Raw genomic sequence first — 25,411 nt, 5'->3', positions numbered from 1 at the left:
ACAACCCCGCAAACAAAAGGCGCGCCGGAGGTCCGGCGCGCCGATGCGTGTGATGTTGGTCCGCTTAGTTGACGGCTTTGGCGTCAACCACGTCCTTTTCGATCTGGGCGGCATCGCCGCGCGCGATCTCGATCCGACGCGGCTTGAGCGCTTCGGGAATCTCGCGCTCCAGATCAATGTGCAGCATGCCATCGACATGGCTTGCCCCGGTCACGCGGACATGATCGGCAAGGTGGAAGCGGCGCTCGAATGCGCGGGTGGCGATGCCGCGATGCAGATAGGTTTTTTCCTCGACATCTTCGGCTTTGCGCGCGGTTACGACAAGCGCGTTTTCCTTGACCTCGATGCTCAGGTCTTCGGCGGCAAAACCGGCCACCGCAATCGAGATGCGATACGCATCTTCGGCGGTTTTTTCGATGTTATAGGGGGGGTAGCTCGACTGCCCGACTTCGTTGGACAGAACACGGTCCATCATGTTGGCAAGTTGGTCAAAGCCAACGGTCGAACGGTAAAGCGGTGCAAAATCAAAACTGCGCATGGGTTATCCTCCATCATGAGCGATACCAGTTGTCAGCCTTCCTTTTCGGACAGGCCAGTTCAGCGGAACCCGATCATCGGCGCTCCGATACCACATGATTTGGGAAGCAAATTTGGGGTTTCAACCCCCGTTGGCACGCACGAATTTAGCGCCGGTGCTCTGGCGCCCCTCTTGCACTGACATGCGGCGCACCTTGGGGCCTGAGGCACTGTTCAGCTCGGCCATCAACAGCTCAAGAGGACCATCAAGGCCCATGCCAAGCGACACCTTGGTGCCGTCCATTTCCGCCTTGGCCGAGACCACCGAAGCAATACGGGTTTCGCCATTCTCAAAGGCAAAGACCGGCGCGCCGCTGCTGCCAAAATCGACGTTGCAGGACATGACGTAGACCCCTTGCTGACGTCCCAAAACACGGCACATTTCCTGAAACGAGGGGGCTTCTTCGCGCCCCACGGCATAGGACACCACGCCGATCTTGGTGCCCTTGCGAATACGCCCGGCCGTCTCGAAGGGCTTGATCGTCGTGTTGCGGATCGGGTGGTGGAGTTTCAACACAGCGAGATCGTTGACGACACGTTTGGCCCCGCCTGCGCGGACAAAGTTGTATTCCGGATGAACCACGGCCCGACGCACGCTGCGATAGGCTTCGGCGCGTCCGTTGCGCCAGCCGGCTCGAAACTCGATCTGTTCTGTATCAATACGCTTGCCCGTAGAGCGATCATACAGGCAATGCGCGGCAGTCAGCACAAGGTCCGGAGCAATCAGAGCGCCGGTGCAAAAACCCCGACCACCAATTTCCAGCCGCCCGACGCCCCCCCACCCCTTGCTGTCCTCGCCCGTGTTCAGGCTGCGCAGGGAAGTGTCCTGTGCCCAGGCAATATTTGCCAGAAACAGCGTGACAATGAAGGTCAGAATGCGGGCCAAAGCGCGTCCTCCGGTAGGCTCTTTCCCAAGCACCTAGCACCCGGACTGGGCGGAAATGGGGCAGCAGCGTGGCCTGCTTTGGCCCCGGTCCGGTTACCGCAAGATCGGTATCTCCGGCACCCGCTTGCCTTCGGCTGTCAGCGCCGGGGGTTGCGGGCCGCCTGTGGCCCAGTCCAGAAGTTCGACCGTATGCACGATCGGCACGTCCGTTCCCCCGCCGATCTGCATCATGCAACCAATATTGCCGGCCGCGATGATGTCGGGGTTCTTGGCCTCCAGCGTGCGCACCTTTCGGGCCTTGAGCTGTTTGGAGATCTCAGGCTGCATGAGGTTATACGTCCCCGCCGACCCGCAGCAGAGATGGCTGTCAGCCGGCTCGACCACCGTGTACCCGGCGCGCTTCAGCAAGTCCTTGGGATAGGTCTTTATCTGCTGGCCATGCTGCAGGGAACAAGCGGCGTGATAGGCCACGACGGTTTCCTTGTCCTCGCCTTCGGGCATGTCCAGCGTCATCAGGAGTTCCGAGACATCCATGGCGAGGTCGCTGACCCGTTTGGCATCTTCGGCCAGCGCCTCGTTGCGGAACATAAAGCCGTAATCCTTGACCGTGGTACCACAGCCGCTGGTGTTGATTACAATGGCATCCAGTCCCTCGCCGTCCATCTCGCGGCACCAGGCCCGGATGTTCTTGGCCGCGGTCGCGTGGCTTTCTTCGGTCTTGCCCATGTGATGCGTCAGCGCCCCACAGCACCCGGCCCCCTCGGCCACCACAACTTCACAGCCCTGCCGCGTCAGAAGCCGGATCGTGGCGTCGTTGATATCCGTGTTCAGCGCCTTTTGCGCACAGCCCGTCATCAGCGCGACCCGTTTCTTGCGGGGCTGCTCTGGCGCAAAGCTTTGTGGATCATCATTCCGGCTCACGGGGGGAATGTGCTTCGGCGCCATTTCCAGCATCGCCTTGAGCCGCGCATCCGGCATCAGAAAGGCAAAGGGCCGCCCGATCTTGGCCCCTAGAAGGGCCAGACGAAATCGTGTTGGATAGGGCAGAATACGCGCCAGCGTCCAGCGCAGCATCCGGTCCATGAACGGACGTTTGTATTTACCTTCGATATACTCGCGCGCATGGTCCACGAGATGCATGTAATGCACACCTGAGGGGCATGTCGTCATACAGGCCAGACAGGACAGGCAGCGGTCGATATGCATCACCGTCTTCGGGTCAGGATCACGCTCGTTTTCGAGCATATCCTTGATCTGGTAGATCCGCCCGCGCGGGCTGTCCAACTCGTCCCCCAGCACCTGGTAGGTGGGGCAGGTGGCCGTGCAAAACCCGCAATGCACACAGGCGCGCAGGATTTCGTTGGCGCGCTGGATGCCGGGATCCCTGAGCTGGTCTTCGGTAAAGGTCGTCTGCATCTGGCTTACCCCATAAGTCCCGGATTAAGGATGCCGCGCGGATCGAACCGGGCGCGCAAGCCTTTGGAAATTGCCGCCAAGGGTGCGGCTTCGGGTTGGAAAACGTCCACGTTCCGGCGCAACGCGTCGCTGCCGCGCACCAAGGTGGCGTGCCCGCCCAAGCGGGCTACTACCGCGCGCACGCGCGCCGCCCCACCATCGCCGCCTTCGCTCATGGCCAGCCAGATCAACCCACCGCCCCAATCACATACGGCCTTGGGATCACCCAATTCCTGCAGAATTTCGGGGGCGTCAGTGGGTTTGACCGACAACCGCCAAATCGCGTCGTGCGAACCGGAGAGCGGACTCACATCGCGGATGTTGCGCCACATTTCGGCGCTCTTTTCACCTTCGAGAACTTCCCACCCGGCGCACATCTCGGCCTGCATCCGCTTGATCCGATAGTTCACGGAATCGGCCAGACCTTCAACGCGCACATAGGCTTCGCCCCCGTCCGTCAGGAAGGCCGCGCCAGAGACATCAAACGGCGAGCCAAGTGCAGCGGATAGCGCCGCAATCGCGTCTCGCGCTGACAAACCGCGCCCGACAAGTGTTGCCTCAGCTTCCGGGATGGCCTGCACCTTGAGCGACACCTCGCTGAGCACACCCAACGTGCCCCATGACCCGGCCATCAGCTTCACGAGATCATAGCCGGTGACGTTTTTCATGACCCGGCCACCATTCTTGAGAATTTGCCCGGTGCCGTCGACAAAACGCACACCAAGCGCCGAGTCGCGACAGGCTCCGACCTGAATGCGGCGGGGGCCAGAAACATTGGCAGCCACCACGCCGCCAATCGTCGGCGTTCCATCGGTGCCTAGAAGGACGCGATGATCCATCGGCTCAAAGGCAAGGCGCTGATTTTCACCCGCTAAAACGGTTTCGATCTCTTCCAGAGGTGTACCAGCGCCAGCAACAAGCGTCAGCGCGCCGGGTTCATACAAGGACACGCCAGAGAGGCCCGCTGCGCTCAGCCTATCGCCGTCGACCGGCGCACCGATATCGCGCGTCCCACCCCCGATGATCTGCAAAGGCCCCTTGGCCGCTGCCACCATTTCGGCCAGCTCGGTCTCGTTATTTGGTTTCATCTTGATCTCACTGGTCCTGAAATTCTTGGGAAGTTGGCGCGATGTTATTCGGCGGCAATCCGGCGCGCGTCGCTGGCGGCAAGGGGAAAGACCTTGGCTGGGTTCAGCAGCCATTTCGGGTCAAACACGTCCTTTACCGCCATCTGGATTTCCAGATCGCCGGGCTCGTATTGCGTCACCATAAGATCACGCTTTTCGATCCCGACGCCGTGTTCTCCGGTGAGGCAACCGCCCACCTCGACGCAGAGTTTCAGAATCTCGGCCCCAAAGGCCTCGCATTTCTCAAGGTCGCCCGGCTTGTTGGCATCAAACAGGATCAGCGGGTGCATGTTGCCGTCCCCGGCGTGGAAGACGTTGCCGACATCCAAACCGAAATCCTTGGACATCTCACCGATCCGGCGCAGCACCAGGGGAAGTTGGCTCACCGGGATTGTTCCGTCCAAGCACATGTAATCATTGATTTGTCCCATTGCGCCAAAGGCCGACTTGCGGCCAAGCCAGATTTTTGCGCTTTCCTCAGCCGACCCGCTTTCACGCAGTTCGACGGGGTTATGGGTGCGGGCGATGGCGATGATGCGCTCAAGCTGCGCTTCGATCTCTTCTTCGCTGCCTTCGACCTCGACAATCAGAAGTGCTTCGCAATCAGGATAGCCTGCCCCGGCAAAGGCCTCGGTGGCGCGGATGCAGGGGCGGTCCATGAACTCGATGGCGACAGGCAGGATACCGGCCTTGATGATGTCGCTGACGCAGTGACCTGCGACCTCATTGCTATCAAACCCCATGAGCACCGGGCGCGCACCTTCGGGCTTGCGCAGAATTCGCAGGGTGGCTTCGGTCACGACCCCCAACTGGCCTTCGGAACCGCAAATCAAGCCCAGAAGATCAAGTCCGGCCGCGTCCAGATGTGCGCCGCCGATCTCGACAACTTCGCCATCCATCATGACCATTTTCACGCCCAGAAGGTTGTTCGTGGTAACACCGTATTTGAGGCAATGTGCGCCGCCCGAATTCATCGCGATATTGCCCGCGATGGCGCAGGCAAGCTGGCTCGAAGGGTCGGGGGCGTAGAAGAAATCTTCTTCCTCGACCGCGCCGGATACGCTCATATTCGTGCGCCCGGTTTGGACCCGGATGAAGCGATTTTCGTAATCCGTTTCAAGGACTTCGTTCATTCTGGCCACCCCGAGGATAATCGCGTCCTCGGTCGGCATGGCGCCCCCGGCAAGCGATGTTCCGGCGCCCCGGGGCACCACGGGCACGCCTTCCTCGTGACAGACTCTCAAAACCGCCGACACCTCTTCGGTACTGGCTGGCAAGACGGCGGCCAGCGGTGGGCAGCGGTAGGCGGTGAGCGCATCACATTCATAGGCACGCGTTTCGACCGGGTCGTCGATCACCGCATCGGCCGGAAGAACGCTGCGCAGGCGGGCCACGATCTGGGCCTTGCGCGACAGGATGGCCGGGTTGGGGGCTGGCATGTCCATAAGCTTACCTCGCTTTAATTGGTAAGTTTTTATAACCAATTTTACATGCTGGCAAGTCCCAATATGTCGCGCTAGGGTTCGGGCATGACCTGGACCGAACGTTTTGCGCTTTTTTCCACGCTGGATATCGTTGCTTTTGCGATGCTTTTCGTGGCTTGGACCAGTATAGGGTATTTCATTGAAAATCCCCCAACGCGCCGCCCCTCGGTTTCGCGGTTGATGGAGCATTACAGGCGCGAGTGGATGGCTGCGTTTCTGGATCGGAACCCGCGGGTTTTTGATGCGCAGATTCTGGGTAACTTGCGACAGGGAACGGCTTTTTTCGCCTCGGCGACGATGATCGCAATTGGCGGCGGGCTGGCTCTGATTGGCAATGCTGATCAGCTTGCCGGCGTGGCGCGGGATTTCACGCTGCAGGCACAGCCGATCCTGCTGGAATTTAAGATCGTGGTCATGCTGATCTTTGTCGCCAACGCGTTTCTCAAGTTCGTCTGGGCGCACCGGCTTTTTGGATACTGCTCGGTCGTGATGTCATCCGTCCCGAATAATGCAAGCGATCCCAATGCGTTACCACGTGCCAACATTGCTGCCGAAATCAACATCACCGCCTCGCGCAGCTTCAACCGGGCGATGCGCTCGGTCTATTTCGGGCTGGCGGCTTCGGCGTGGTTGTTTGGCGCGATGGCCCTGATGGCCGGGACGGCGATCACGGTTTTCGTCCTCTGGCGACGGGAATTTGCGTCGCAATCACGCGAAGCCCTGCTGCGGGAAGTCGACTGAGAAACGCAATGGTTAATAGCGGCTGACCCCACCGAATCGCGTGTCGGTATCACGTCGGTATTCTGTCGGTATTGCGTCGGTGGGTCATACGGCATTCAGGGAAATCGCGATCGTGACAGAACAGTCCTTAACCTCGGGATAACCGAAATTGGTCAGACGCGGTGATAGGGTGCGCCGGCAAGAATCGAGGCCGCGCGGTAGAGCTGCTCGCCCAGCATCACGCGGGCGAGCATGTGTGGCCAAACCATCTTACCAAAACTGAGCTTGGCATCGGCCTGAGCCCGCAAGGCGGGATCAATGCCATCCGCACCACCGATGACAAAGGCCAAATCCCCGCGCCCTTCGTCACGCCAGCCTGCCAGCATGTTGGCAAAATCGGGCGAGGACATCAGCTTGCCCCGCTCATCCAGCGCACAGATCACCGCGCCGCGTGGGATCACCCCCGAGAGGAGACCTGCCTCGGCAGACATCCCACCGCCCTTGCGGTCTTCGACCTCGTGCACGGCAACGGGGCCAAGGCCCAGCGCCCGGCCGGTCCGGTCAAATCGTGTGAGGTAATCGTCAAGCAACTCGCGCTCGGGGCCGGACCGCAGCCGACCAACGGCGCAGATATGCACCTTCAGTGCCATACTCTCTCCCGCGCGCGGTTGCGCCTTGATGTCAGCCGATCAGGCGGTGCCTGCCGGAAGCCACATCTTTTCGAGCTGGTAGAACTCGCGCACTTCGGGACGGAAGACATGCACGATCACGTCGCCGGTGTCGATCAACACCCAGTCGCCAGTTTCCTTGCCTTCGACCTTGGCCCCACGGCCAAACTCGGCCTTGAGCCGTTCAACCAGCTTTTCGGAGATCGCGGCCACCTGACGGGACGAACGCCCGGAGCAGACCACCATATAGTCCCCGATCGACGACTTGCCGCGCAGATCAATCTGCACGATGTCTTCGGCCTTGTCTTCTTCGAGAGAGGTAAGGATACGCGCAAGCAGTTGCTCGCTTGTCGTATCGGACTGGGCGGTCGTCATGGCCGCGCCTTCTTCAGCAGCATTTGCCACATCCGTATTCAGAGACAGATTCCTGCCCTCCTTGCAACGCACCGCAATGCCCCGGTGCCGGGCGTATTTTCAAGATAGCACCGTCAATAGCACTTCTCAATGAAAGGCAAGAGGCTGCGAGCCGATTGTTGCCAAAAGGCGCAGGGTTTGCCGCGAAATGGATCACAAGACGGGCCAGCGGCGGACCGGAGGACGCCGTTGCGACGCTGGATCGGCAGTGTTTTTTCTTGCGGAATACAAGCGTGATTTGAGAGGCACGGACCCCTTGAGAATACGGCGGCCCACATGGGGCCGGTCCGCCGTTGGCCCGGCGCCCTACGGGCTTGATTCCGGGCCAGTGGAGTTTTCCTCCCCAAGCATCCGCACTTCGCGCTGCGGGAAGGGAATGGAGATGCCGTTTTCCTGAAACGCATCCCAAAGGGCGAGATAGACGTTACCGCGGATATTGGTCAGCCCGCCGGTCGGATCCTCGATCCAGAAACGCAGGATGTAATCCACGCTGCTGTCACCAAAGCCGACGATGTGGCAAACCGGCGTCTTGGGAAAACTCAGCACCCGGTCGACCCCTTTGGCAGCTTCGATGGCGATCTTGCGCACCGCGTGAGGGTCATCGTCATAGGCGGTCCCGAAGTAGATATCGAGCCGCACATAGGTGTCGGAATGGGACCAGTTCACCACCTGCCCGGTGATCAGGTCTTCGTTCGGAATCAGGAACTCCTTGCCGTCCCGGGTCACCACGCTCACGTAGCGGGCCGACAGCGAGTTGATCCAGCCGAAGGTTTCCCCCAGAGAGATCACGTCGCCGGGTTTGATCGACTTGTCCAAAAGGATGATGACGCCCGAGACAAGGTTCGACACCACCTTTTGCAGGCCGAAACCGATGCCGACACCAATCGCACCCGAGAGAAACGCCAGCCCGCGCAAATCGAACCCGATGGTGCGCAGCCCAATGAAGAAGGCTGCGCCGTACAGTAGCACCTGCAGAAACTTGACGAAGAGCACTTGCATCGAGGGCGAAATGTCTTCGTTGGAGCGGATTCGGCTGGCGGTCTGGCGGGACAGGAATCGCACCAGCGCGAAGGTCAGCCCGAGGATCAGCGCCGCCTGGATCACCATCCAGAGTGTGAGGCGGGAATCACCTATTTCGATGGCGATGCTGTCCATGAGTTGCATCGCCTCTTGCGAGAGGCCAAGGATGACAATCGTGATCCACGCCCAAGCGCCGTAGCGTAGAAAGCTGCGCAAGGCGGAGTTTTGAACAAGACGCACGACCAGCACCACGACAAGCCAGGCCGTGCCGAGATTGGCCAGCACCGCCAACAGGTAAGAGCGGCTTGGCCATGTCAGTTCGCGCATGACCAGCACCGTGAGCCAGGTGATCGCAACGAACACCACCAGCGGCAAGCGCCGATAGATCATCATCGCGTATCGGTAGCGCCACTTGGCCCAGCCTTCGCGGGTCTTGAGCCAGTCATAGAGCCGGGGCTGCAGGGTGCGGGCAATCAGGAAGGAAAGCGCGACGAGGCCGAGCGCGATGGCCACCTGATAGGCATTCCATGGGCGTAGCAGGTCTTCGAGAAAACCTCTCACCTGGTCCCAGATACCCAGCACGATCTGCGTGGTTTCAGTGTCGGGGGCCGGCGTATCAACCTCGCGCGCGGCCCCGGCGGTGCGGTTGAGCGCATCCGCCTGTGCGTCGGCTGTGGTGGTTTCGGTGCCGGTTGCGATTTCTTCTTCCATTGAGCCCATGTTGCACGGCTTGGGCGGGCTGGGCAATGATCTTGCAACGCTGCAAGCCGCGCTTGAAGGAATCTCGCAGGCGGTGTATGGCGGGGCCATGAAACGCATCTATGACATTGACGACCGCGCCTTTTTGCCCTGGCGCTTTTTTGGTCAGTCGAAATCCGTCATCGCCGCTCTATGAGTGCGCGGCGCGCCTTTTCGCGTGCCATACCTGCGAAGCCATATCAGCCAATGTAAAAGAAATGGAGAGGACCGATGTCCCCCAAAACACTCTATGACAAGATCTGGGATGCCCATGTTGCCCACGAGGCCGAGGACGGCACCTGCCTGCTTTATATCGACCGTCACCTTGTTCACGAAGTGACCAGCCCGCAGGCCTTTGAAGGGCTGCGCATGGCGGGCCGCAAGGTGCGCGCCCCGGAAAAGACCATTGCCGTGCCGGATCACAACGTTCCGACCACCGCGGGCCGGGAAGATCCCAGCCAGATGACCGAGGAAAGCCGCATTCAGGTTGAGGCGCTGGACAAGAACGCCAAGGAGTTTGGTGTGCATTATTATCCGGTGTCTGACGTGCGTCAGGGCATCGTGCACATTGTTGGCCCGGAACAGGGCTGGACCCTGCCCGGCATGACCGTGGTGTGCGGCGACTCGCATACGGCCACCCACGGCGCTTTCGGCGCGCTGGCCCACGGGATCGGCACGTCGGAAGTGGAGCACGTTCTGGCCACCCAGACTCTGATCCAGAAAAAGTCCAAGAACATGAAGGTCGAGATCACCGGCAAGCTGAAGCCGGGCGTGACCGCCAAGGACATCACGCTGGCCGTGATCGGTAAAACCGGGACCGCTGGCGGCACCGGCTATGTGATCGAGTATTGCGGTGAAGCGATCCGCGACCTCAGCATGGAAGGCCGCATGACCGTTTGCAACATGGCCATCGAAGGTGGAGCGCGCGCCGGTCTGATCGCACCGGACGAGACCACGTTCGAATACGTCAAGGGCCGTCCGCACAGCCCCAAGGGCGCGGCGTTCGAACAGGCTCTGGAATACTGGAAAACGCTCTACACGGATGAAGGCGCGCATTTTGACAAGGTCGTGACCATCGCCGCCGAAGACATCGAGCCGGTCGTCACATGGGGTACCAGCCCCGAGGACGTTCTGCCGATCACCGGCGTGGTGCCGAACCCCGAGGACTTTACCGGCGGCAAGATCGAAGCGGCGCGCCGCTCGATCGAGTACATGGGCCTCACTCCGGGTCAGAAGCTCAACGAGATCGAGATCGACACCGTGTTCATCGGGTCCTGCACCAACGGGCGGATCGAGGACATGCGTGCAGTGGCCGAAGTGGTCAAGGGCAAGAAAATCAAGGATGGCATCCGCGCCATGATCGTGCCCGGTTCGGGCCTTGTCCGCGCACAGGCCGAGGAAGAAGGTCTGGCGGATATCTTCAAGGACGCCGGTTTCGAATGGCGTCTGGCAGGATGCTCGATGTGTCTGGCGATGAACCCCGACCAGCTCAGCGAGAATGAACGCTGCGCCTCGACCTCGAACCGGAACTTTGAAGGGCGTCAGGGCTACAAGGGCCGCACGCACCTCGTGTCCCCGGCAATGGCCGCAGCGGCTGCGCTGACCGGCAAGCTCACCGACGTGCGCGAATTGATTTAAGGAACCTGTGACATGGAAAAGTTTGAAAAACTGCACGGCATCGCGGCGCCTATGCCGCTGGTGAACATCGACACTGACATGATCATCCCCAAGGTGTTCCTGAAGTCGATCCAGCGCACCGGGTTTGGTGCGAACCTGTTTGACGAGATGCGGTTTAACCGTGATGGCACCGAGATTCCTGATTTCGTGCTGAACAAGCCGCAGTATCGCAATGCCGAGATCCTGATCGTGGGCGACAACTTTGGCTGCGGATCGAGCCGCGAACACGCCCCTTGGGCGATTGCCGATTTCGGCATCAAGTGCATCGTGTCGACCTCGTTTGCGGATATCTTCTTCAACAACTCGTTCAAGAACGGCATCCTGCCGATCGTGCTGCCGCAAGAGCAGGTCGATATCCTGATGAAAGACGCGGAAAAGGGCGAAAACGCCCGCATGACCGTTGATCTGGAAGCACAGGAAATCACCACCTCGGACGGCGAGGTGATCCCGTTCGACGTGGACCCGTTCAAGAAGCATTGCCTGCTCAACGGGCTGGACGATATCGGCCTGACCATGGAGAAGGCCGCATCCATCGACGCCTTTGAAGCCAAGGCCAAGATCGAGCGCCCCTGGGCCTGATCCTTTAAAAGACATGACCGGGAGCAAAGCTGATATGCAAAGCCATGATTTGCTCCCGGTTGGTACGGTCTGGGTGGGGCCGGAGCTGAACTGGATTGCCAGGATGTCCCTGCAGTCATTGCTGCATGCGGGCCACCCGGTGACGCTTTTTCATACCGACACGATTCAGGACCCCAAACTCCCCGGACTTTCGCTTGTTCCGGCACGGGAGCTTTGGGACTATCCGGAGACGCTGTTGACTCATGTTAGCCCGGCGGTGTTTTCGGATTTCTTTCGTCTGCACATGATCCGCAAGGCCCGGATGATCTGGGCCGATACCGACGTCCTGTGCGTGCGCCCTTTTGTGCCCCGGGACGGCTACCTTGTGGGGTATGAACATGGTGGCTGGATCAATGGCGCGGTTCTGATGCTGCCGGACAGTTCACCCACGCTCAACGAACTGATAACCCGTTTTGACGATCCCTCCTTTGTGCCCGACTGGTTGTTTCACCGTTTCAAGGGCAAGGCGCGCAAGGCAGGGCCGGAGCGGGCGCTGTACGAAGCCTGCCGTCTTGCCCCCAATGTCGTCGGGCCAAAAGCGCTGACACATATGTTGCCCAAACACGGTGAAGACGGGCATGTGCTGCCCTACCAGATCCTGAACCCGCTGCCGTGGTCATTGGCCGATGTCTATTTCAATCCGCATGGCGGGGTGGAGCCCTGGCTGAACGATCAAACCATGGCCGTTCATATCTACACCTCGCGAATTCGCAGACACCACAAGCAGGTCAGACCAATGGCCGGGTCTTTCATGGCCCGGTTTGCAGAGACAATCGGGTTTGACATGGACGCGCATGGGCCCACGGCCGAACATAGCGCCGACACAGCGTAGGGACACGGGCCGTCGCGCGGTGCAAACCGGCGTCCTCAAATGTGGCGGATCGCGGCCTCGGGCCCAAAATGTGGCAGAAATAGGGCGCATTCTTTTGCCCTGCCTCAATTGAGTTTAAGCGCACGCAATAGCCTGTCGGCAATGGTGCCCCGCCCCAAGGAGGACACCACATCTTGTAGTGCCTTGGCTTTGCTGAATTTTTTCGTTCCGAATTGATGCATTCGCGCACCAGTCGCCACGGCAGGCGCAGACTTCTTAACCCTGATCCAAAGTAAACCTTGAGCGCGGCAGCGAAAGGCGGCAAGATTAAGGCAAGAATGAGGCACCCCCGTCTGAGCAGGCGGGATCAAGTTGGAAAAAGATCGCGGCAACGTATCGCGAGCGTCCAGTTTGAAGGGAAAAGGGCAGTGTTGGGAAAAATCGTAAGCGCCTTGACGCGGGCATTGTTGGTGGCGTTGCTGTTTGCAACTCCGGCGTTGATCCTCCCCAATGTAAGCCCCGACGCGATTGAAATCGTGTTGCTGTTCGCGCTGTTTTCCGGCTGTCTCGTCTTTATCGAGTATTATTCGACCTATCCGTCGATCATCGAATTCCGCTATGCCGCGCCCTTTAACCGCCTGCGGTTTCTGGCGATCTTTTTTGCTGTGTTCTGCCTGTCGGTGATCGCGCGTGGCGCCTATGCGCCCAATGCGTTTACGTCGTTCCTGCATACGCTGGGGATCGTGGTCGGCAACGCGATTGATTTCCCGTATTCGCCGGTGCGCCTGATGGTGATCATGCTGCCCGACAATGCCTCTCCACAACTGGTCGAAGCCGTGCGCACCTCGTCCGGTCTTTCCTACCTGATCTCGATGATCGCGCTGATGGTGTTCTATTTCTATGTGCGCATCCTTGGATGGCCGGCGCGCAACGGGGCGTTCAATGTCTGGGTCAACCTGCCCCTGTTCGATCCTACGGCGGGGGGCGATGTGCTGCCCCGATTGCAGCGCGATGGACGTCTTAACATTGCGTTAGGGTTTCTGATGCCATTCTTGATCCCGGCGGTGGTTCAGATGATGTCCGATCTGGTGGATCCGATCTATCTGGACGATCCGATGACCTTGATCTGGACGATAAGCGCATGGGCCTTCATTCCGGCAAGCCTGATCATGCGGGGCATGGCGATGACCCGCGTGGCCGAGATGATCCGCGACAACCGTCGTCGCGCCTATGCCGCTGCAAGGGCCTTGCAAACCGCCTGATCCTTTTCCTGTGCTTTTTGTGGGGCGCACCCGCCGGGGCCGAGGGGCTGCGGCTGGCAACATATGACGTGGAATTGGCCCGCAAAGGGCCGGGGCTGATGCTGCGCGATATCCGGCGCGGCGATCCGCAGGTCGACGCAATTTCCGAGGTGGTCGCATCGGTGACACCGGACGTGTTGTTCCTCCAAGGGGTGGATATCGACTATCGGCTGCATGGGGCAAGGGCCCTGCGGGATGTGTTCGCCGAGGCTGGTTTGGGTTATCCGCATGTAATTGCCCTGTCACAGAATGCGGGCGTGCCGAGCGGTGTGGATCTTGATGGCGACGGGCGGGCGCATGGGCCACGCGATGCGCAGGGTTTCGGACGGTTTCGAGGGGAAGGCGGCATGGTGCTGCTGTCGCGCTGGCCCGTAGCGCCGGACGGCGTACAGGATTTCAGCGGCGTGTTGTGGCGTGATCTGCCGGGCGCGGTTTTGCCGGAGATCAATGGAGCGCCCTTCCCTTCTGAAACGGCCCAAGCGGTGCAGCTATTGCCCTCGCACGGGGCGTGGATGGTGCCGATTGTCGGGCCCGAGGGGCAGCGGGTGACGCTGATGCTGTTCGCTGCGGGGCCGCCGGTGTTTGACGGGCCCGAGGATCGCAACGGATTGCGCAACGCAGACGAGATCCGGCTTTGGCAGGTGGTGCTGGATGGCGGGCTTGGTACGCCCCCGGACGGGGCGTTCGTGATCATGGGCAATGCCAATCTCGACCCGGAACACGGAGAGGGGCGGCGCGAGGTGATGCGGAGACTGCTAAACGATCCACGCCTTCAGGACCCGCATGCCGACACGGGGTCAACGGTGGACTGGCCCGAGCCGGAGCCGGGTGACTTGCGGGTGGACTACGTTCTGCCGTCGTCCGACCTGAAAGTGCGGGACGCCGGGGTGGTCTGGCCCAGCGCCGAGGAGACGCTGGGCGAGGCGGTGGCCACGGCCAGCCGTCACAGGATGGTTTGGGTCGACCTTGCGTTCTGAGAGGACAGCATTGGGCGCAGCGTGTCCTGCGGCAGCGCCGAAGCAAGGGCGGTGGTCACGGGCGTGTGCGTGAATCCCGGCAGGAGCGCATTGAAACGCGTACCATCCAGACTGTGTGGCGTGTTCCAGAGATAGCGCATCTCGAGCAGGTGTCGCGCCAGTTTCCAGAAAGGACGCGCGAGATGCAGCAGCACCCAGTTCATGCGCTTGAGACGCACCGGCCGACCAGTGACCCGCGACAGGTGGTCCGAAATCTCCTCTCCGCTCAACGTGTATCCGGGAAAGGGGATGTCTTCGAACCGGTCGAGATGCTGGCGCATCTCGGCAAGAGACACGGCGGCACGACACAGATCGGGCAGGTAGGCCCAGGCGTGGGCGATCTTCGGGTTTCCGGGATACGTGAAAACGCCTTTGCCCACTTTCGGGATCATGATTTGGTCGAACCAGTTGCCAGACGCCTCGGTATCGAGGAAATCCCCGGCCCGCAGAATGATCGTGCGCACGCCGCTGTCGCGATAGGCCTGCTCCATGCCACGGCGGATTTGGCCCAAGGGGTTGGTCGCCGCATGCGGCGAGTACTGTGACCACGGCGCCGGGGTGCCGGCACCGAAGACATAGACATTGCCGGGCAGGATCACGGTCGCATCCACGGATTTGGCGGCGGCGATGACGTCGGCATGCAGCCGCGGCACCTGCGCGGCCCAGTCGGGATAAGCCGGGTTCCAGGCATTGACGATCACGTCCACGCCCTGAACGGCGGTTGCGAGCGTGTCGGTCTTGCGATCAAAGCGGCGCACTTGCCAGCCTGCGGCGGCGAAGGCGTCAGCCGCGTTGCGGCCAAAACGGCCCGAGGCCCCGAGGATGAGAACGGTCTGGGTCATGAGAGAAGCTCCTTTTGGAAGGTGTACCACAAAGATGTCCCCTTCATTTGCAAATATGAATTGGCGAAAATCAAAAGTGTGATATTCAAAACTGAATGGATACGCGACTGACAAATCTCGACTGGTCCCTGATTCAGTCTTTCCTAGCCGTGGCTGAAACGGGTTCCCTGTCAGGTGCGGCGCGCAGGCTGAACGCCTCGCAACCCACGCTCGGGCGCCACATCAAGACGCTGGAAGAGACTTTGGGGATCGAGCTGTTCCATCGCCATGCGCGGGGTTTCGAACTCACCCGGCTGGGGCATGATATCCAGAACTACGCAAGGCGGATGGAAGAAGCCATGGCGGCGTTGGCGCTGACGGCTGCGGGTGGCGAGACGCGGCTGGCCGGGGATGTGCGCATCGCCACAAGCGTGTTCATGGCCCACCACGCCATGCCGGGCATCATCGCGGATATCCGTGCGCAGGAACCAGACATCCATATCGACCTTGTCCCCTCGGACGCGTCTGAAAACCTGCTGTTTCGCGAGGCGGATATTGCCGTTCGCATGTACCGCCCCGAACAGCTGGATATGGTGACGAAACATCTGGGCGACATCACGCTCGGCATGTTCGCCACCACCGGATATCTTGACCGCAAGGGGCGCCCGCGCGCTGCCGAAGACCTGCGCCTTCACGACATGGTCGGGTATGACGCCAATGATGACATCCTGCGCGAGATGCGCGCGATGGGTATTCCTGCCGCGCGCGACTGGTTTTCGGTCCGGTGTGACAATCAGAGCGCCTATTGGGAGTTGATCCGTGCTGGCTGTGGACTTGGCTTTTGTCAGCGCAACATCGCCCTTGCCACGCCGGGACTTGAAGAGGTTCGGGTCGACTTTCCCCTGCCCGTTTTGCCCGTGTGGCTGACCGCGCATGAGAGCCTGCGCCACACGCAGCGCATTTCCCGTGTCTGGACCCTTTTGGAGGCGGGGCTGCGGCCCTTCGTTTCTTGATCTTTTGCCCGGGTCCGGCTAGGGCAGAGCGGACGATTTTTACCAAGGACGGACAGCCCCATGAGCAACCCTTCGCTTCTTATTCTTGCCGGTGACGGCATTGGCCCCGAAGTCATGGCCCAGGTACGCCGGATCATCGACTGGATGGGTGACAAGCGCGGCCTGAAATTCGACGTGAGCGAAGACCTCGTGGGCGGTTCGGCCTATGACAAGCACGGCGTGCCGCTGCATGACGACACGATGGCCAAGGCACAGGAAGTGGACGCGGTTCTGCTGGGTGCCGTGGGTGGCCCGAAATACGACGATCTGGATTTCAGCGTGAAGCCGGAGCGCGGCCTGCTGCGCCTGCGCAAGGAAATGGACCTTTATGCCAACCTGCGCCCGGCGCAGTGTTTTGACGCGCTGGCGGATTTCTCGTCGCTCAAGACCGACATCGTTTCCGGGCTTGATATCATGATCGTGCGCGAGCTGACCGGGGGCGTCTACTTTGGCGAGCCGCGCGGCATCTTTGAAGAAGGCAACGAGCGTGTGGGCATCAACACCCAGCGTTACACCGAAAGCGAGATCGAACGCGGTGCGCGTTCGGCATTCGAGCTGGCCATGCGCCGGAACAAGAAACTGTGCTCGATGGAAAAAGCCAACGTCATGGAATCGGGCATCCTGTGGCGCGAAGTCGTGACCGAGGTGGCCAAGGATTACCCTGAGGTCGAGCTTTCGCACATGTATGCCGACAACGGCGCGATGCAGCTTGTGCGCGCTCCGAAACAGTTCGACGTGATCTATACCGACAACCTGTTTGGCGACATCCTGTCGGATTGTGCCGCGATGCTTACCGGTTCGCTGGGCATGCTACCCTCGGCGTCGCTTGGTGCGCCGATGGAAAACGGCCGCCCCAAGGCGCTTTACGAACCCGTACACGGCTCGGCCCCGGACATTGCTGGCAAGGGCATTGCAAACCCCAGCGCCTGTATCCTGAGCTTTGCCATGGCGCTGCGCTATTCCTTTGATCAGGGCGCAGAGGCCGATCGCCTTGAAGCTGCGGTGGAAAAGGTTCTGGCCGATGGCGTGCGCACCGCAGACCTGATGCAGGCCGAAGGCGGCACCCCCGCATCGACCAGCGATATGGGCGACGCGATCCTCGCCGCGCTGGACGCCAGCCTGTAATCTGACGCATCTGAAAATTCAAAGGACCCCGGTACATTGTGCCGGGGTCTTTTTCATTCGGGCAAAGGCCGTATAACCGAACAAGTGCAATAACCGATCCGGAGCCGCGCGATGAACCTCAAGGCCACGATACTGGCGCTGCTGGCGTATGCGCTGTTTTCCACGCATGACGTGGTGGTGAAATACCTGGGCGCGATCTATTCGCCGCTTCAGATCGTGTTCTTTGCCAGCCTGTTCAGCTTTCCTCTGATCACGGTGATGATGGTGCGCGATCCAAGCCCAGGCAACCTGCGCCCGGTGCATCCATGGTGGGTGGCGCTGCGTTCGGTCTGTTTGGTCGCGGCGCCGACCGCGGCTTTCTTCGCCTTTACCATGCTGCCCCTGGCACAGGTTTACGCGGTGATCTTCTCTACACCCTTGCTCATCACGGTCCTGTCTATCCCGATTCTGGGGGAACGGGTCGGGGTGTGGCGGTTGTCAGCCGTTCTGGTCGGGTTGGTCGGGGTGCTGATCGTGGTGCGCCCCGGTGTAAACGGCGTGAGCTGGGGTCATGCTGCGGCCTTTGTGACGGCCGCGGGGGGTGCATTGCAATCGGTGATCGTGCGCAAGATCGGGCGGGATGAGCGGCGGGTGGTATTGATGCTGTTCCCGTTGCTGGCAAGCGTCGTGGTGATGGGGATCAGCATGGCCTTTGTCTATCAGCCGGTGAGCCTGCCGGACCTCGGCGCGATGGCTTTCGTGGCGCTGTTCGGGTTTACGGCGACCCTTCTGTTGGTGCAGGCCTATACGCTCGGAGAGGCCGCAATGGTCGCACCCATGCAGTATTCCCAGATCATCTGGGCGATTATTTTTGGGGCTCTCCTGTTTGGCGAGCTCCCGGACAGTGTCACGCTGGCAGGAGTGGCGCTCATCGTGGCCAGCGGGTTATTCATCATCGTGCGCGAGGCAACGGGTGGCACATCGAGACAGACTCCGGTCCTGCGCACCCGCACCCGCGGATTGTCGCCGGGCAGCTTCCGGGTCTCGCAAATGCTGCGGCGCCCCGGAGACGAATAAATTCGCGCGATATGGGCTTGCCAAAGCCCCACGAACCGACTATCCCGCGCGTCACGGTCGGAGTGTAGCTCAGCCTGGTAGAGCACTGTCTTCGGGAGGCAGGGGTCGGAGGTTCGAATCCTCTCACTCCGACCAATAGAGCAAGGCGCCCTAGGGCGCCTTTGTTAGCTTTTTGCGAAGCAAGTTTATGAGCTCGGCCCCATAATCTCTGTTTCCATTGTCTCCGAACCGATGAAGCCTGAACACCAGTTGGGCGAGGCAACGAGATCGCCGGACTTCAGGCATCCATGTGATCTTCGATGTTTCGCAGAAACTGATCGCATTTTACCTTCATCTCATCTGACTTCTTAGTGCGGAACTCATTACCTGCATCACCCAAACGGCACAGGAATCCTCTGCATTTTGGCCGGGCACATGCGGAGGGACCATGATCGTATCTTCGATCTCCAACTTTTCATACCGGATGGAGTCGCCACCGTTTCTCACCTCGCCCGGGAACTGCAACCAGAACCGCCCGCACCAGTTCGCGCCTCGACCTTTGCGCCGAGATGGCAAAAAATTGTAAGTGTAGTCCCATCCCGACAATCAGTCAGGCAACGCGCCTTGACTCTACCCAAAGATCAACATGAGCGTGCTTGTCATCAAAAACAGGACAGTGAGCCACATCAGATGCTGCGGCTTTAGTTTCCGCGACAAGAAAACCCCGGAAACTGTTCCGGCAATTGTCGGCAATACCAAAGCAGACGCGGTAGGCAATAGCGTATCAGAAATGCCCACGAACATTGCCTGAAATCCAAGTGCGATGGGGTAGGAAAGCAAGAACGTCACCAGTGTCGTGGACCGCACTACGATGGGGTCGCTCTTGATGGCTGTCACATAGGCTGCAACCGGCGGTCCGGGCATGGCGAGCGCTGAATTGAGAATGCCGCAGACAACGCCAATCGCACCGCGCCGCGCCCGCGTGTCGGTCTGAAAGAAGGGGAACCGGGCTAAGACTCCCGTAGCAATCACCGTCATCACTCCAACAACAACCGCAGCGAAAAGCTTCAGGTGCTCCAGCGACAGGTTGAGGTAGGCCAACGCCCCCAGCGGGGTCCCGATGCAGACCCCGGCGAAGAGCGGACGCAACAGCCGCCAGTTCACGTACGGCACAGTGATCGGCGTTAGCATTAGCGCGATCAGGAAGCTCAGCACAATTGAGACCTGTATAGCCCCGGCGCTGGCCATGGTGACAAGCAGGACCGGCCCGGCAATGACGCCAAAGCCGATGCCCGTCACGGCCTGCAAGAGCGATGCGAAAAACACCGCGCCAACCAACAAAAGCGGCACGGTGCCAGGGTCAAGAAAGCTCGGCATCTCAAATGCGGGTCACGAAAACACGACCTGGATGTCAGTGTATTCTTCCAGCCCTTCCTGCCCGAACTCTACACCTACTCCAGATTGTTTGACCCCGCCAAAAGGCGCGTTTGGCTGGATCGCGCCGTGCTTGTTGATCCAGACCGATCCGCATTCCATCCGGCTGGCCACTTGCCGCGCTGCGGTGATGTCGCGGCTCCAGACCGATCCGCCCAGCCCATTGGGGTTGTCGTTGGCCTTTTCGATCACCTCGTCGATATCGCGGTAGCGGATGATCGGCAAGGCCGGTCCGAACTGTTCCTCGTCCACCAACCGGTCTCCATTGTCGAGATCGGCGATGATGGTCAGCGGAAAGAAATAGCCCGTCTTTTTACCGTTTCGCACCGGAGCGTCACCACCCAGCAATACCCGGCCCTTGCCGCGTGCGTCTGCCACAAGATCGCTGACGATCTCGTATTGCCTCAGGTTCTGCACCGGGCCGAGCATCGCGGCTTCGTCCGTGCCGATCCCCATGGGCATCTTGCGCGCGAATTTGACCAACTCCTCGCAGACGTCTTCATAGACATCGTCGTGCACATACAACCTTTTGAGCGCGGCGCAGGTCTGACCACCATTGATGAAAGCGCCCCAGAACAGGCCCTCGGCGATCTGTTTCGGGTCGACGTCCGGCAGCACGATCCCGGCATCGTTACCACCCAGTTCCAGCGTCATCCGTTTCATGGTGTCGGCAGCGCTGGCGTAGATCTTCTTGCCGGTGGCGCAGGAGCCGGTGAAGACAATCTTGCCGATGTCGGGATGGCTCGTCATCATCGGGCCCAAGTCATCGTCGCCGGTGACGCAGTTCACCACGCCGCGCGGCAGAACTTCGTTCATCAACTCAACCAGCCGCAGTGTGGTCAGCGGCGTGTAGGGCGACGGTTTGCACACCACCGCGTTGCCCGCCAGCACGGCCGGAACGATGTGCCATATGGCGATCATGACAGGGAAGTTCCACGGCAGGATCGATCCCACCACGCCGATCGGCTTGCGGAACAACTCGACACGCCCTTCGTTGTTGTCCTGCAAAACCTTCGGCGGCATCGACAGGCTGGCGGTGTATTGCGTCCACGCAATCGCCCCACCGATTTCCCAGCGCGACCCCAGACCACCCAGAGGCTTGCCCTGTTCAGCGGTCAGAAGCTGAGCCAGTTCCTCGGCATGGGCCTCGATGCGCTCGGCGATGCGACGGCACGCGGTCTGGCGTTTGCGTTCGGTTTGCTTTTCCCAGCTTTTCTGGGCAACTCGGGCCGCGCGCACGGCATCTTCGAGCTGATCCTTGGTCGCCAGCGGGGCCAGCCCGGCGACCTTCTCGGTTCCCGGGTTGATCACCTCGAAACACTGCTTGGTCGGCACTTTCTTGCCGTCGATAATCAGGCGGAACGGGTCCATATCAGGTCTCCTTGCTGCGCTTCTTGGGGCCGTCGTTGCCGTGCCAATCGCGGAAATGATTCTTGTGAGTATCGAGATAGGATCCCGGCTTCATATGCTTGTCGTAGAAGTCGAGGTCCAAGTGGTGCGCCTGAATGAACAGGGTCATCTGGATCGGGTCCACCGTCGCAGGGAATTTTCCATACGTATCAAAGATATACTGACACATATCCTTGACGCACTGGATGCCCTCGGGGCTCGCCGGGATGGTCGCGGCATCAAACTCTGCATTCGGGGCGGTGTGGGGTTTGACCATGCCCTTGGCCTCCCACTCGTCCATGGTCTGAAGCGCACCCTCAAGTGCTGCGTCCACCGCATCGGACATGTTGGCATAATAGGGGGGGCAATAGGCCTCGAAAACACCGTCGCGCCCGACCGGGATCGGGAACGGGTCCGACTTGGACTGGATGAAGCGGAAACCAAGGCCGCGGCAGGCAGGTGTGCCGCCCAGAACCACGGTCGACGAGAACCCGCCATAGACCCAGCCGCCCAGGCCTGTTGCCTGGAGCGTCAGCGCCATAAGCTGCCCCATGAAGGCGCCTTCGGCCAGCATCCCATCCGACAGCAGCTTTTCCAAACGGCTGAGCGTCATCACCTTGCGCTTGTTCAACAGACCGTTGTCGACCCACTTCTGGTTGCCGCAGGGGCGCATGCCGTTGCGGTCATCGACGATATAATAGCCTCCGGTGTTCTGGGCATAGCGCCCGGCCTTGCCGTCGCACAGGTTGATCATCAGCTTGATGATGTCCTTGGTCACGTCGATTACCGGCATGAAAATCGTGGTGCCGGGCATGTTCGTGACCCACTGGTTATGCGGCCAGATGCCCGGTTCAGCGGGAGGCAGGTCCATGCGCTTGTCATCGATTTTCTCTACGAATTCGTCATAGAAGCCCAACAGCTTGTCGCGGTCGCCTGCCGTTTCATACTCGCGCATCTTGGTCATCTTGGCTTGATCGGCCTTAACCACGAACACCCCGTCGTCATTGGTGAAGAAAAGCCGCGAGCGGTGCGATCCCATCGCAGAGGGGTATGGCTTGCCGATCGTTTTCACCATCGCACCGGGCAGGTTGGTTTCGGCCAGGATCGGCCCCGTTGTGGCCGTGGCAGCGGCCACCAACATGGCGGTTTCCAGATCGCTCAGCGGATAGGGCTCGTATTCGGATTTGTGCTGGAACGGGCCCGATGTCATCTCCATGCCAATGCCGAACCGGCGCGAACGGCGCCCCATGATTGCATCGAACAGTGGGTAGTCCCATGCCGCCTGCGCCTGTGGTGGCAGGCCTTCGGGTTTGCGAGTGCTCATTGCCGGGCCTCCTTCGCGACTTCGCGGCGGACACCCAAAAGCAGGCGAACCAGATAGCCCCATGCACCCGGCTTGCGCAGAACCATTCCCACGATCCTGCGCAGGTCGGCATCGGTCATGGTGGTCTCTGCCTCCCAGACGCCCATCTTGCCGGTCAGCACGATGCCGTCTTCAAGCAGGTCCAGCTTTTCAAGGTCGAACGAAAATTCGCCCGCTGCTGAATCAATCTTCATGTCATCCTCCCATCCCCGCTCAGGGGATCATTTTCCAATATGCGTCCTTGAGGGTGATCAGCCCGTCGCCGATCTCGTAAAGGTCAAAGCCCTGCGACTGACGCCAAGCGCCATCGGGGCCGAGATATTCAACGTCATAGGTTTGCAGCACCGTGTTGCCGCGGAAGCGCCACACCGAAGCTGAAAACCTTGGTCCATTGGGCATGGCAAAGCGGCGCTCCATTTCCTCCAGAGCGGCATCACGGCCATAGACCACCTGCCCGTTTGGCAGTTTCCACGTGAAGGCCGGGGACAGGCATTCTCGCAACGCCGCGATATCGCGAGTCGTGAACGCCTCTTCGAACTTGGTGAAAAGCTTCTTGTGGCCCATCTCGTCATCGGCGGGAACTGTGAGCGGTGCGCGCGCGATTTTCTGTTTGCGCTGGTAGGCGCGGTTCTCGACAACTTTGAAGCCATTGGCCAGCCTGGGGGCGTTTGACGCACTGCGCGCGGCACTAATCTCTTCTTCCGCCTGCGGTGCCGGGTTGTCGACGACCTGAGAAGGCACCGCGCGTGGTGGCGTTGGGGCTGGAACGGACGCAATGGCATCGATGCTCTGATCACGCTCATTGTTCAACACGCGCAAACCCGTGGGCGTTTCGCCTGCGCGAGTCCTGCGCGAAGTGGTCGTTATGCCCTTGGCCGGCTTGCGCGAACCCGGTCTTGATCCTGTCTCTGACATCAGCGCGTAGCCCCCTAGTTCTCTCCAAAAAAGCGGCCGATTGATTGACGACTCGGCAACACTCAATTTTGGAAAACCTAGCAACGAGCACGGTGGTTCGTCAACTAAAATGAATTAGCATTCATAATTATCGCCATTTATGTTGCGCCTTATTAATTGTTTTCAATAGATTTTTTTACACTTAAGTGAATTTAAATTCATTTTATTTGACAGAATCAACCATTCCCACATAGCCTGTGCTCAGTTCTTAGCAAACGCGAGATGACAGGGAGGAACTCGTCATGAAACTCACAGCCATTGCCGCTGCACTGGTCGTTGCAGGCGGCATTGCCGCCGAAGCCAAGGAACTTCGGCTCAGCGCTGCCCCACCCCCGAACTCACCCTGGGGCAAGATCACCATGAAATTTGTCGACAAGCTCGCCGATGTCTCTGGAGGAGAGCTGACCGCCAAGCCCTATCTCGGCTCGAAGCTGGGTGGCGAACAGGACGTCGTAAAACAGATCGCACGGGGTCGGATCGACATGGGCGTCATGTCAAACACCGCCGTGTCGCTTCTGGTGCCGGAATTCGGCCTGTTGGCGTCTCCTTACGCCTTTGACACCGCCGAACAATTTGATTGCGTAGCGGACAATCACCTACTCGATACCTATGCCGCAGAATTTGACGCCGCCAAGGTGCACGCGCTGAGCTGGATGGAGGTGGGCTATCAGGTCATCTTCTCGAAAGAGGCGATCCGAACCCCGGCAGACCTCTCTGGCGTCAAAATCCGCACCGCGCCTTCTGCAACAGATACCCTGTTCATCCAGACTGCCGGCGGCACACCGGTGCCCCTGGCGCCCAGCGAGGCCGTGCCCGCACTCAAGACCGGACAGGTCAGCGCCGCGACACAACTTTCCGTGTTCGGAGTTGCCACCGGATATGACAAGGTCGCACCGCAAATCACCGTGACCCGCCACCAGCACCAGGTTGGCGCCGTGATCATCTCGCAAAGAACGTGGAACGGACTGTCGGACCAGGAGAAGGCCTGGATCAACGAAGCTGCGCCCACCTTCCTTGAATTGCGCGCCGCCATTCGGGGAGCCGAAGGCGCGTTGCTGGGCAAGGCGGCGTCCGAAGGGGCAACCGTCATTGAACTCAATGACGACGAGCTCAAGGCGTGGAAGGCTCTGGCCCCTGCAGCGCAAGAGGCCATCCTGAACGAGCTGGGTGATGATGCCAAGGCCAAGTGGGATGCGATCCTTGCGGCCAAAGCATCCTGTTCGTGAGGCCGAGATGTTAAAGTCCGTTCTCAAAGGACTGACGCTAACCGAATCCATTGTGGCGACGGTGGCCTATGCCCTCGTTGCCACTCTCCTGATGGTGGATGTGATTGGGCGCGAAGTCTTCTCCTCGGCATTCCTTGGCCTTCAGCAACTCGCAGTCTATGGCGCGATCGTGGCCGGGTTTCTTGGGCTAACGCTGGCCACGTCGGACAATTCGCACCTGCGTCCCGAATTTTTGGACGGACTGGCAGGTCGGCACGGCGCAGCAGTTGCACGTTTCGGCGATGTGCTGTCAGCCAGCTTCTTCTTTGCCGGCGCGTATGTGTCATGGACGTTCGTTCAGATTTCGATGGAAAGCGGAGACAAGGCCCCCGTGCTGTATTTTCTGCTCTGGCCACTGCAACTGGTCATCCCCTACGCATTCACCTCTGCGGGTCTCAAGCACCTGATCTTTGCGCTAAGCCCCACGCTCAAACCTCACTCCGACATCCTGACAGGTTGATC

At 60.1% G+C, this 25,411-nt stretch carries 26 protein-coding genes and 1 tRNA gene; 13 read left to right on the top strand and 14 right to left on the bottom strand.

Annotated features, from left to right (window positions below; all coding sequences use genetic code 11):
• Positions 1 to 64: 64 nt before the first annotated feature.
• From BMZ35_RS09770 to BMZ35_RS09750, 5 genes are all read right to left on the bottom strand, one after another.
• Positions 65 to 538: an Hsp20 family protein gene (locus BMZ35_RS09770; protein WP_093093458.1), complete on the bottom strand. Its 474-nt coding sequence runs from the start codon at positions 536 to 538 to the stop codon at positions 65 to 67.
• Between the two features lie 120 nt (positions 539 to 658).
• The gene (locus BMZ35_RS09765) at positions 659 to 1,462 is read right to left on the bottom strand and encodes a trypsin-like serine peptidase (protein ID WP_093093456.1); all 804 of its coding nucleotides are present in this window, start codon (positions 1,460 to 1,462) and stop codon (positions 659 to 661) included.
• Positions 1,463 to 1,555: 93 nt separating this feature from the next.
• Positions 1,556 to 2,878, bottom strand: coding sequence for a glycolate oxidase subunit GlcF (gene glcF, locus BMZ35_RS09760; RefSeq protein WP_093093454.1), 1,323 nt, complete (start codon positions 2,876 to 2,878; stop codon positions 1,556 to 1,558).
• 5 nt (positions 2,879 to 2,883) lie between these two features.
• Positions 2,884 to 4,005 carry a glycolate oxidase subunit GlcE gene (gene glcE, locus BMZ35_RS09755; RefSeq protein ID WP_093093452.1) on the bottom strand — a complete coding sequence of 374 codons (1,122 nt, stop codon included), beginning with the start codon at positions 4,003 to 4,005 and terminating at the stop codon, positions 2,884 to 2,886.
• Between the two features lie 44 nt (positions 4,006 to 4,049).
• A complete protein-coding gene (locus BMZ35_RS09750) occupies positions 4,050 to 5,489 on the bottom strand; it encodes an FAD-linked oxidase C-terminal domain-containing protein (RefSeq protein ID WP_093093450.1) in 1,440 nt (479 codons plus the stop codon).
• A gap of 84 nt (positions 5,490 to 5,573) precedes the next feature.
• Here BMZ35_RS09750 and BMZ35_RS09745 point away from each other — a divergent pair, with 84 nt between their 5' ends.
• Positions 5,574 to 6,269, top strand: coding sequence for a DUF599 domain-containing protein (locus tag BMZ35_RS09745; RefSeq protein ID WP_093093448.1), 696 nt, complete (start codon positions 5,574 to 5,576; stop codon positions 6,267 to 6,269).
• A gap of 152 nt (positions 6,270 to 6,421) precedes the next feature.
• On the opposite strand, the gene rlmH is transcribed toward BMZ35_RS09745, so the two are convergent.
• The 3 genes from rlmH to BMZ35_RS09730 form a co-directional block, all read right to left on the bottom strand.
• Positions 6,422 to 6,892 carry a 23S rRNA (pseudouridine(1915)-N(3))-methyltransferase RlmH gene (rlmH, locus tag BMZ35_RS09740; RefSeq protein ID WP_093093884.1) on the bottom strand — a complete coding sequence of 157 codons (471 nt, stop codon included), beginning with the start codon at positions 6,890 to 6,892 and terminating at the stop codon, positions 6,422 to 6,424.
• Between the two features lie 45 nt (positions 6,893 to 6,937).
• Positions 6,938 to 7,291, bottom strand: coding sequence for a ribosome silencing factor (gene rsfS / locus BMZ35_RS09735; RefSeq protein WP_093093882.1), 354 nt, complete (start codon positions 7,289 to 7,291; stop codon positions 6,938 to 6,940).
• A gap of 345 nt (positions 7,292 to 7,636) precedes the next feature.
• The gene (locus BMZ35_RS09730; RefSeq protein WP_423227752.1) at positions 7,637 to 9,070 is read right to left on the bottom strand and encodes a mechanosensitive ion channel family protein; all 1,434 of its coding nucleotides are present in this window, start codon (positions 9,068 to 9,070) and stop codon (positions 7,637 to 7,639) included.
• Here BMZ35_RS09730 and BMZ35_RS20890 point away from each other — a divergent pair.
• The 6 genes from BMZ35_RS20890 (at position 9,069) to BMZ35_RS09705 (ending at position 14,472) form a co-directional block, all read left to right on the top strand.
• Positions 9,069 to 9,245 carry a hypothetical protein gene (locus BMZ35_RS20890; RefSeq protein ID WP_165610040.1) on the top strand — a complete coding sequence of 59 codons (177 nt, stop codon included), beginning with the start codon at positions 9,069 to 9,071 and terminating at the stop codon, positions 9,243 to 9,245. The genes BMZ35_RS09730 and BMZ35_RS20890 overlap by 2 nt on opposite strands.
• Positions 9,246 to 9,319: 74 nt before the next feature.
• Complete coding sequence (gene leuC / locus BMZ35_RS09725) at positions 9,320 to 10,726, top strand: 3-isopropylmalate dehydratase large subunit (protein WP_093093446.1); 1,407 nt, start codon at positions 9,320 to 9,322, stop codon at positions 10,724 to 10,726.
• 12 nt (positions 10,727 to 10,738) lie between these two features.
• Positions 10,739 to 11,344 carry a 3-isopropylmalate dehydratase small subunit gene (gene leuD, locus BMZ35_RS09720; RefSeq protein WP_093093443.1) on the top strand — a complete coding sequence of 202 codons (606 nt, stop codon included), beginning with the start codon at positions 10,739 to 10,741 and terminating at the stop codon, positions 11,342 to 11,344.
• Positions 11,345 to 11,357: 13 nt separating this feature from the next.
• The gene (locus BMZ35_RS09715) at positions 11,358 to 12,215 is read left to right on the top strand and encodes a hypothetical protein (protein WP_165610043.1); all 858 of its coding nucleotides are present in this window, start codon (positions 11,358 to 11,360) and stop codon (positions 12,213 to 12,215) included.
• A gap of 407 nt (positions 12,216 to 12,622) precedes the next feature.
• Positions 12,623 to 13,456 (top strand): hypothetical protein, encoded by an 834-nt coding sequence (locus BMZ35_RS09710; RefSeq protein WP_131814351.1) that lies wholly within the window; start codon positions 12,623 to 12,625, stop codon positions 13,454 to 13,456.
• Between the two features lie 17 nt (positions 13,457 to 13,473).
• Positions 13,474 to 14,472, top strand: coding sequence for an endonuclease/exonuclease/phosphatase family protein (locus BMZ35_RS09705; RefSeq protein WP_165610039.1), 999 nt, complete (start codon positions 13,474 to 13,476; stop codon positions 14,470 to 14,472).
• Here the strand turns inward: BMZ35_RS09705 and BMZ35_RS09700 are convergent.
• Entirely contained in the window at positions 14,439 to 15,353 is a 915-nt protein-coding gene (locus BMZ35_RS09700) for a Rossmann-fold NAD(P)-binding domain-containing protein (RefSeq protein ID WP_093093437.1), read from the bottom strand. The genes BMZ35_RS09705 and BMZ35_RS09700 overlap by 34 nt on opposite strands.
• A 95-nt stretch (positions 15,354 to 15,448) precedes the next feature.
• Here BMZ35_RS09700 and BMZ35_RS09695 point away from each other — a divergent pair, with 95 nt between their 5' ends.
• From BMZ35_RS09695 to BMZ35_RS09680, 4 genes are all read left to right on the top strand, one after another.
• Positions 15,449 to 16,345: a LysR family transcriptional regulator gene (locus BMZ35_RS09695; protein WP_093093435.1), complete on the top strand. Its 897-nt coding sequence runs from the start codon at positions 15,449 to 15,451 to the stop codon at positions 16,343 to 16,345.
• Between the two features lie 60 nt (positions 16,346 to 16,405).
• On the top strand, positions 16,406 to 17,509 hold the full coding sequence (leuB, locus tag BMZ35_RS09690) for a 3-isopropylmalate dehydrogenase (RefSeq protein ID WP_093093433.1): 1,104 nt from the start codon (positions 16,406 to 16,408) through the stop codon (positions 17,507 to 17,509).
• A gap of 111 nt (positions 17,510 to 17,620) precedes the next feature.
• The gene (locus BMZ35_RS09685) at positions 17,621 to 18,565 is read left to right on the top strand and encodes a DMT family transporter (RefSeq protein ID WP_093093431.1); all 945 of its coding nucleotides are present in this window, start codon (positions 17,621 to 17,623) and stop codon (positions 18,563 to 18,565) included.
• Between the two features lie 58 nt (positions 18,566 to 18,623).
• Positions 18,624 to 18,700: transfer RNA gene (locus tag BMZ35_RS09680), tRNA-Pro, on the top strand.
• A 474-nt stretch (positions 18,701 to 19,174) separates the two neighbouring features.
• Here BMZ35_RS09680 and BMZ35_RS09675 read toward each other — a convergent pair.
• From BMZ35_RS09675 to BMZ35_RS09655, 5 genes are read right to left on the bottom strand one after another with little or no spacing between them, the layout of a single operon-like run.
• On the bottom strand, positions 19,175 to 19,921 hold the full coding sequence (locus tag BMZ35_RS09675) for a sulfite exporter TauE/SafE family protein (protein WP_093093430.1): 747 nt from the start codon (positions 19,919 to 19,921) through the stop codon (positions 19,175 to 19,177).
• Positions 19,922 to 19,933: 12 nt separating this feature from the next.
• Positions 19,934 to 21,349, bottom strand: coding sequence for an aldehyde dehydrogenase family protein (locus tag BMZ35_RS09670; protein ID WP_093093428.1), 1,416 nt, complete (start codon positions 21,347 to 21,349; stop codon positions 19,934 to 19,936).
• A 1-nt stretch (position 21,350) separates the two neighbouring features.
• Entirely contained in the window at positions 21,351 to 22,691 is a 1,341-nt protein-coding gene (locus BMZ35_RS09665; RefSeq protein ID WP_093093426.1) for a hypothetical protein, read from the bottom strand.
• A complete protein-coding gene (locus BMZ35_RS09660) occupies positions 22,688 to 22,924 on the bottom strand; it encodes a hypothetical protein (RefSeq protein ID WP_093093424.1) in 237 nt (78 codons plus the stop codon). Before BMZ35_RS09660 ends, BMZ35_RS09665 begins: the two co-directional genes overlap by 4 nt.
• A gap of 19 nt (positions 22,925 to 22,943) precedes the next feature.
• Positions 22,944 to 23,471 (bottom strand): nuclear transport factor 2 family protein, encoded by a 528-nt coding sequence (locus BMZ35_RS09655; RefSeq protein WP_165610042.1) that lies wholly within the window; start codon positions 23,469 to 23,471, stop codon positions 22,944 to 22,946.
• Between the two features lie 455 nt (positions 23,472 to 23,926).
• On the opposite strand from BMZ35_RS09655, the gene BMZ35_RS09650 reads away from it, so the two are divergent.
• Together BMZ35_RS09650 and BMZ35_RS09645 are read left to right on the top strand one after the other, a co-directional pair.
• Positions 23,927 to 24,910 (top strand): TRAP transporter substrate-binding protein, encoded by a 984-nt coding sequence (locus BMZ35_RS09650; RefSeq protein ID WP_093093420.1) that lies wholly within the window; start codon positions 23,927 to 23,929, stop codon positions 24,908 to 24,910.
• Between the two features lie 7 nt (positions 24,911 to 24,917).
• Entirely contained in the window at positions 24,918 to 25,409 is a 492-nt protein-coding gene (locus BMZ35_RS09645; RefSeq protein WP_165610041.1) for a TRAP transporter small permease, read from the top strand.
• The last annotated feature ends 2 nt before the right edge of the window (positions 25,410 to 25,411 follow it).

The sequence above is a fragment of the Shimia aestuarii genome, assembly GCF_900114635.1.
GTDB lineage: Bacteria > Pseudomonadota > Alphaproteobacteria > Rhodobacterales > Rhodobacteraceae > Shimia > Shimia aestuarii.
This window is presented reverse-complemented; position numbering and strand designations above follow the sequence as displayed.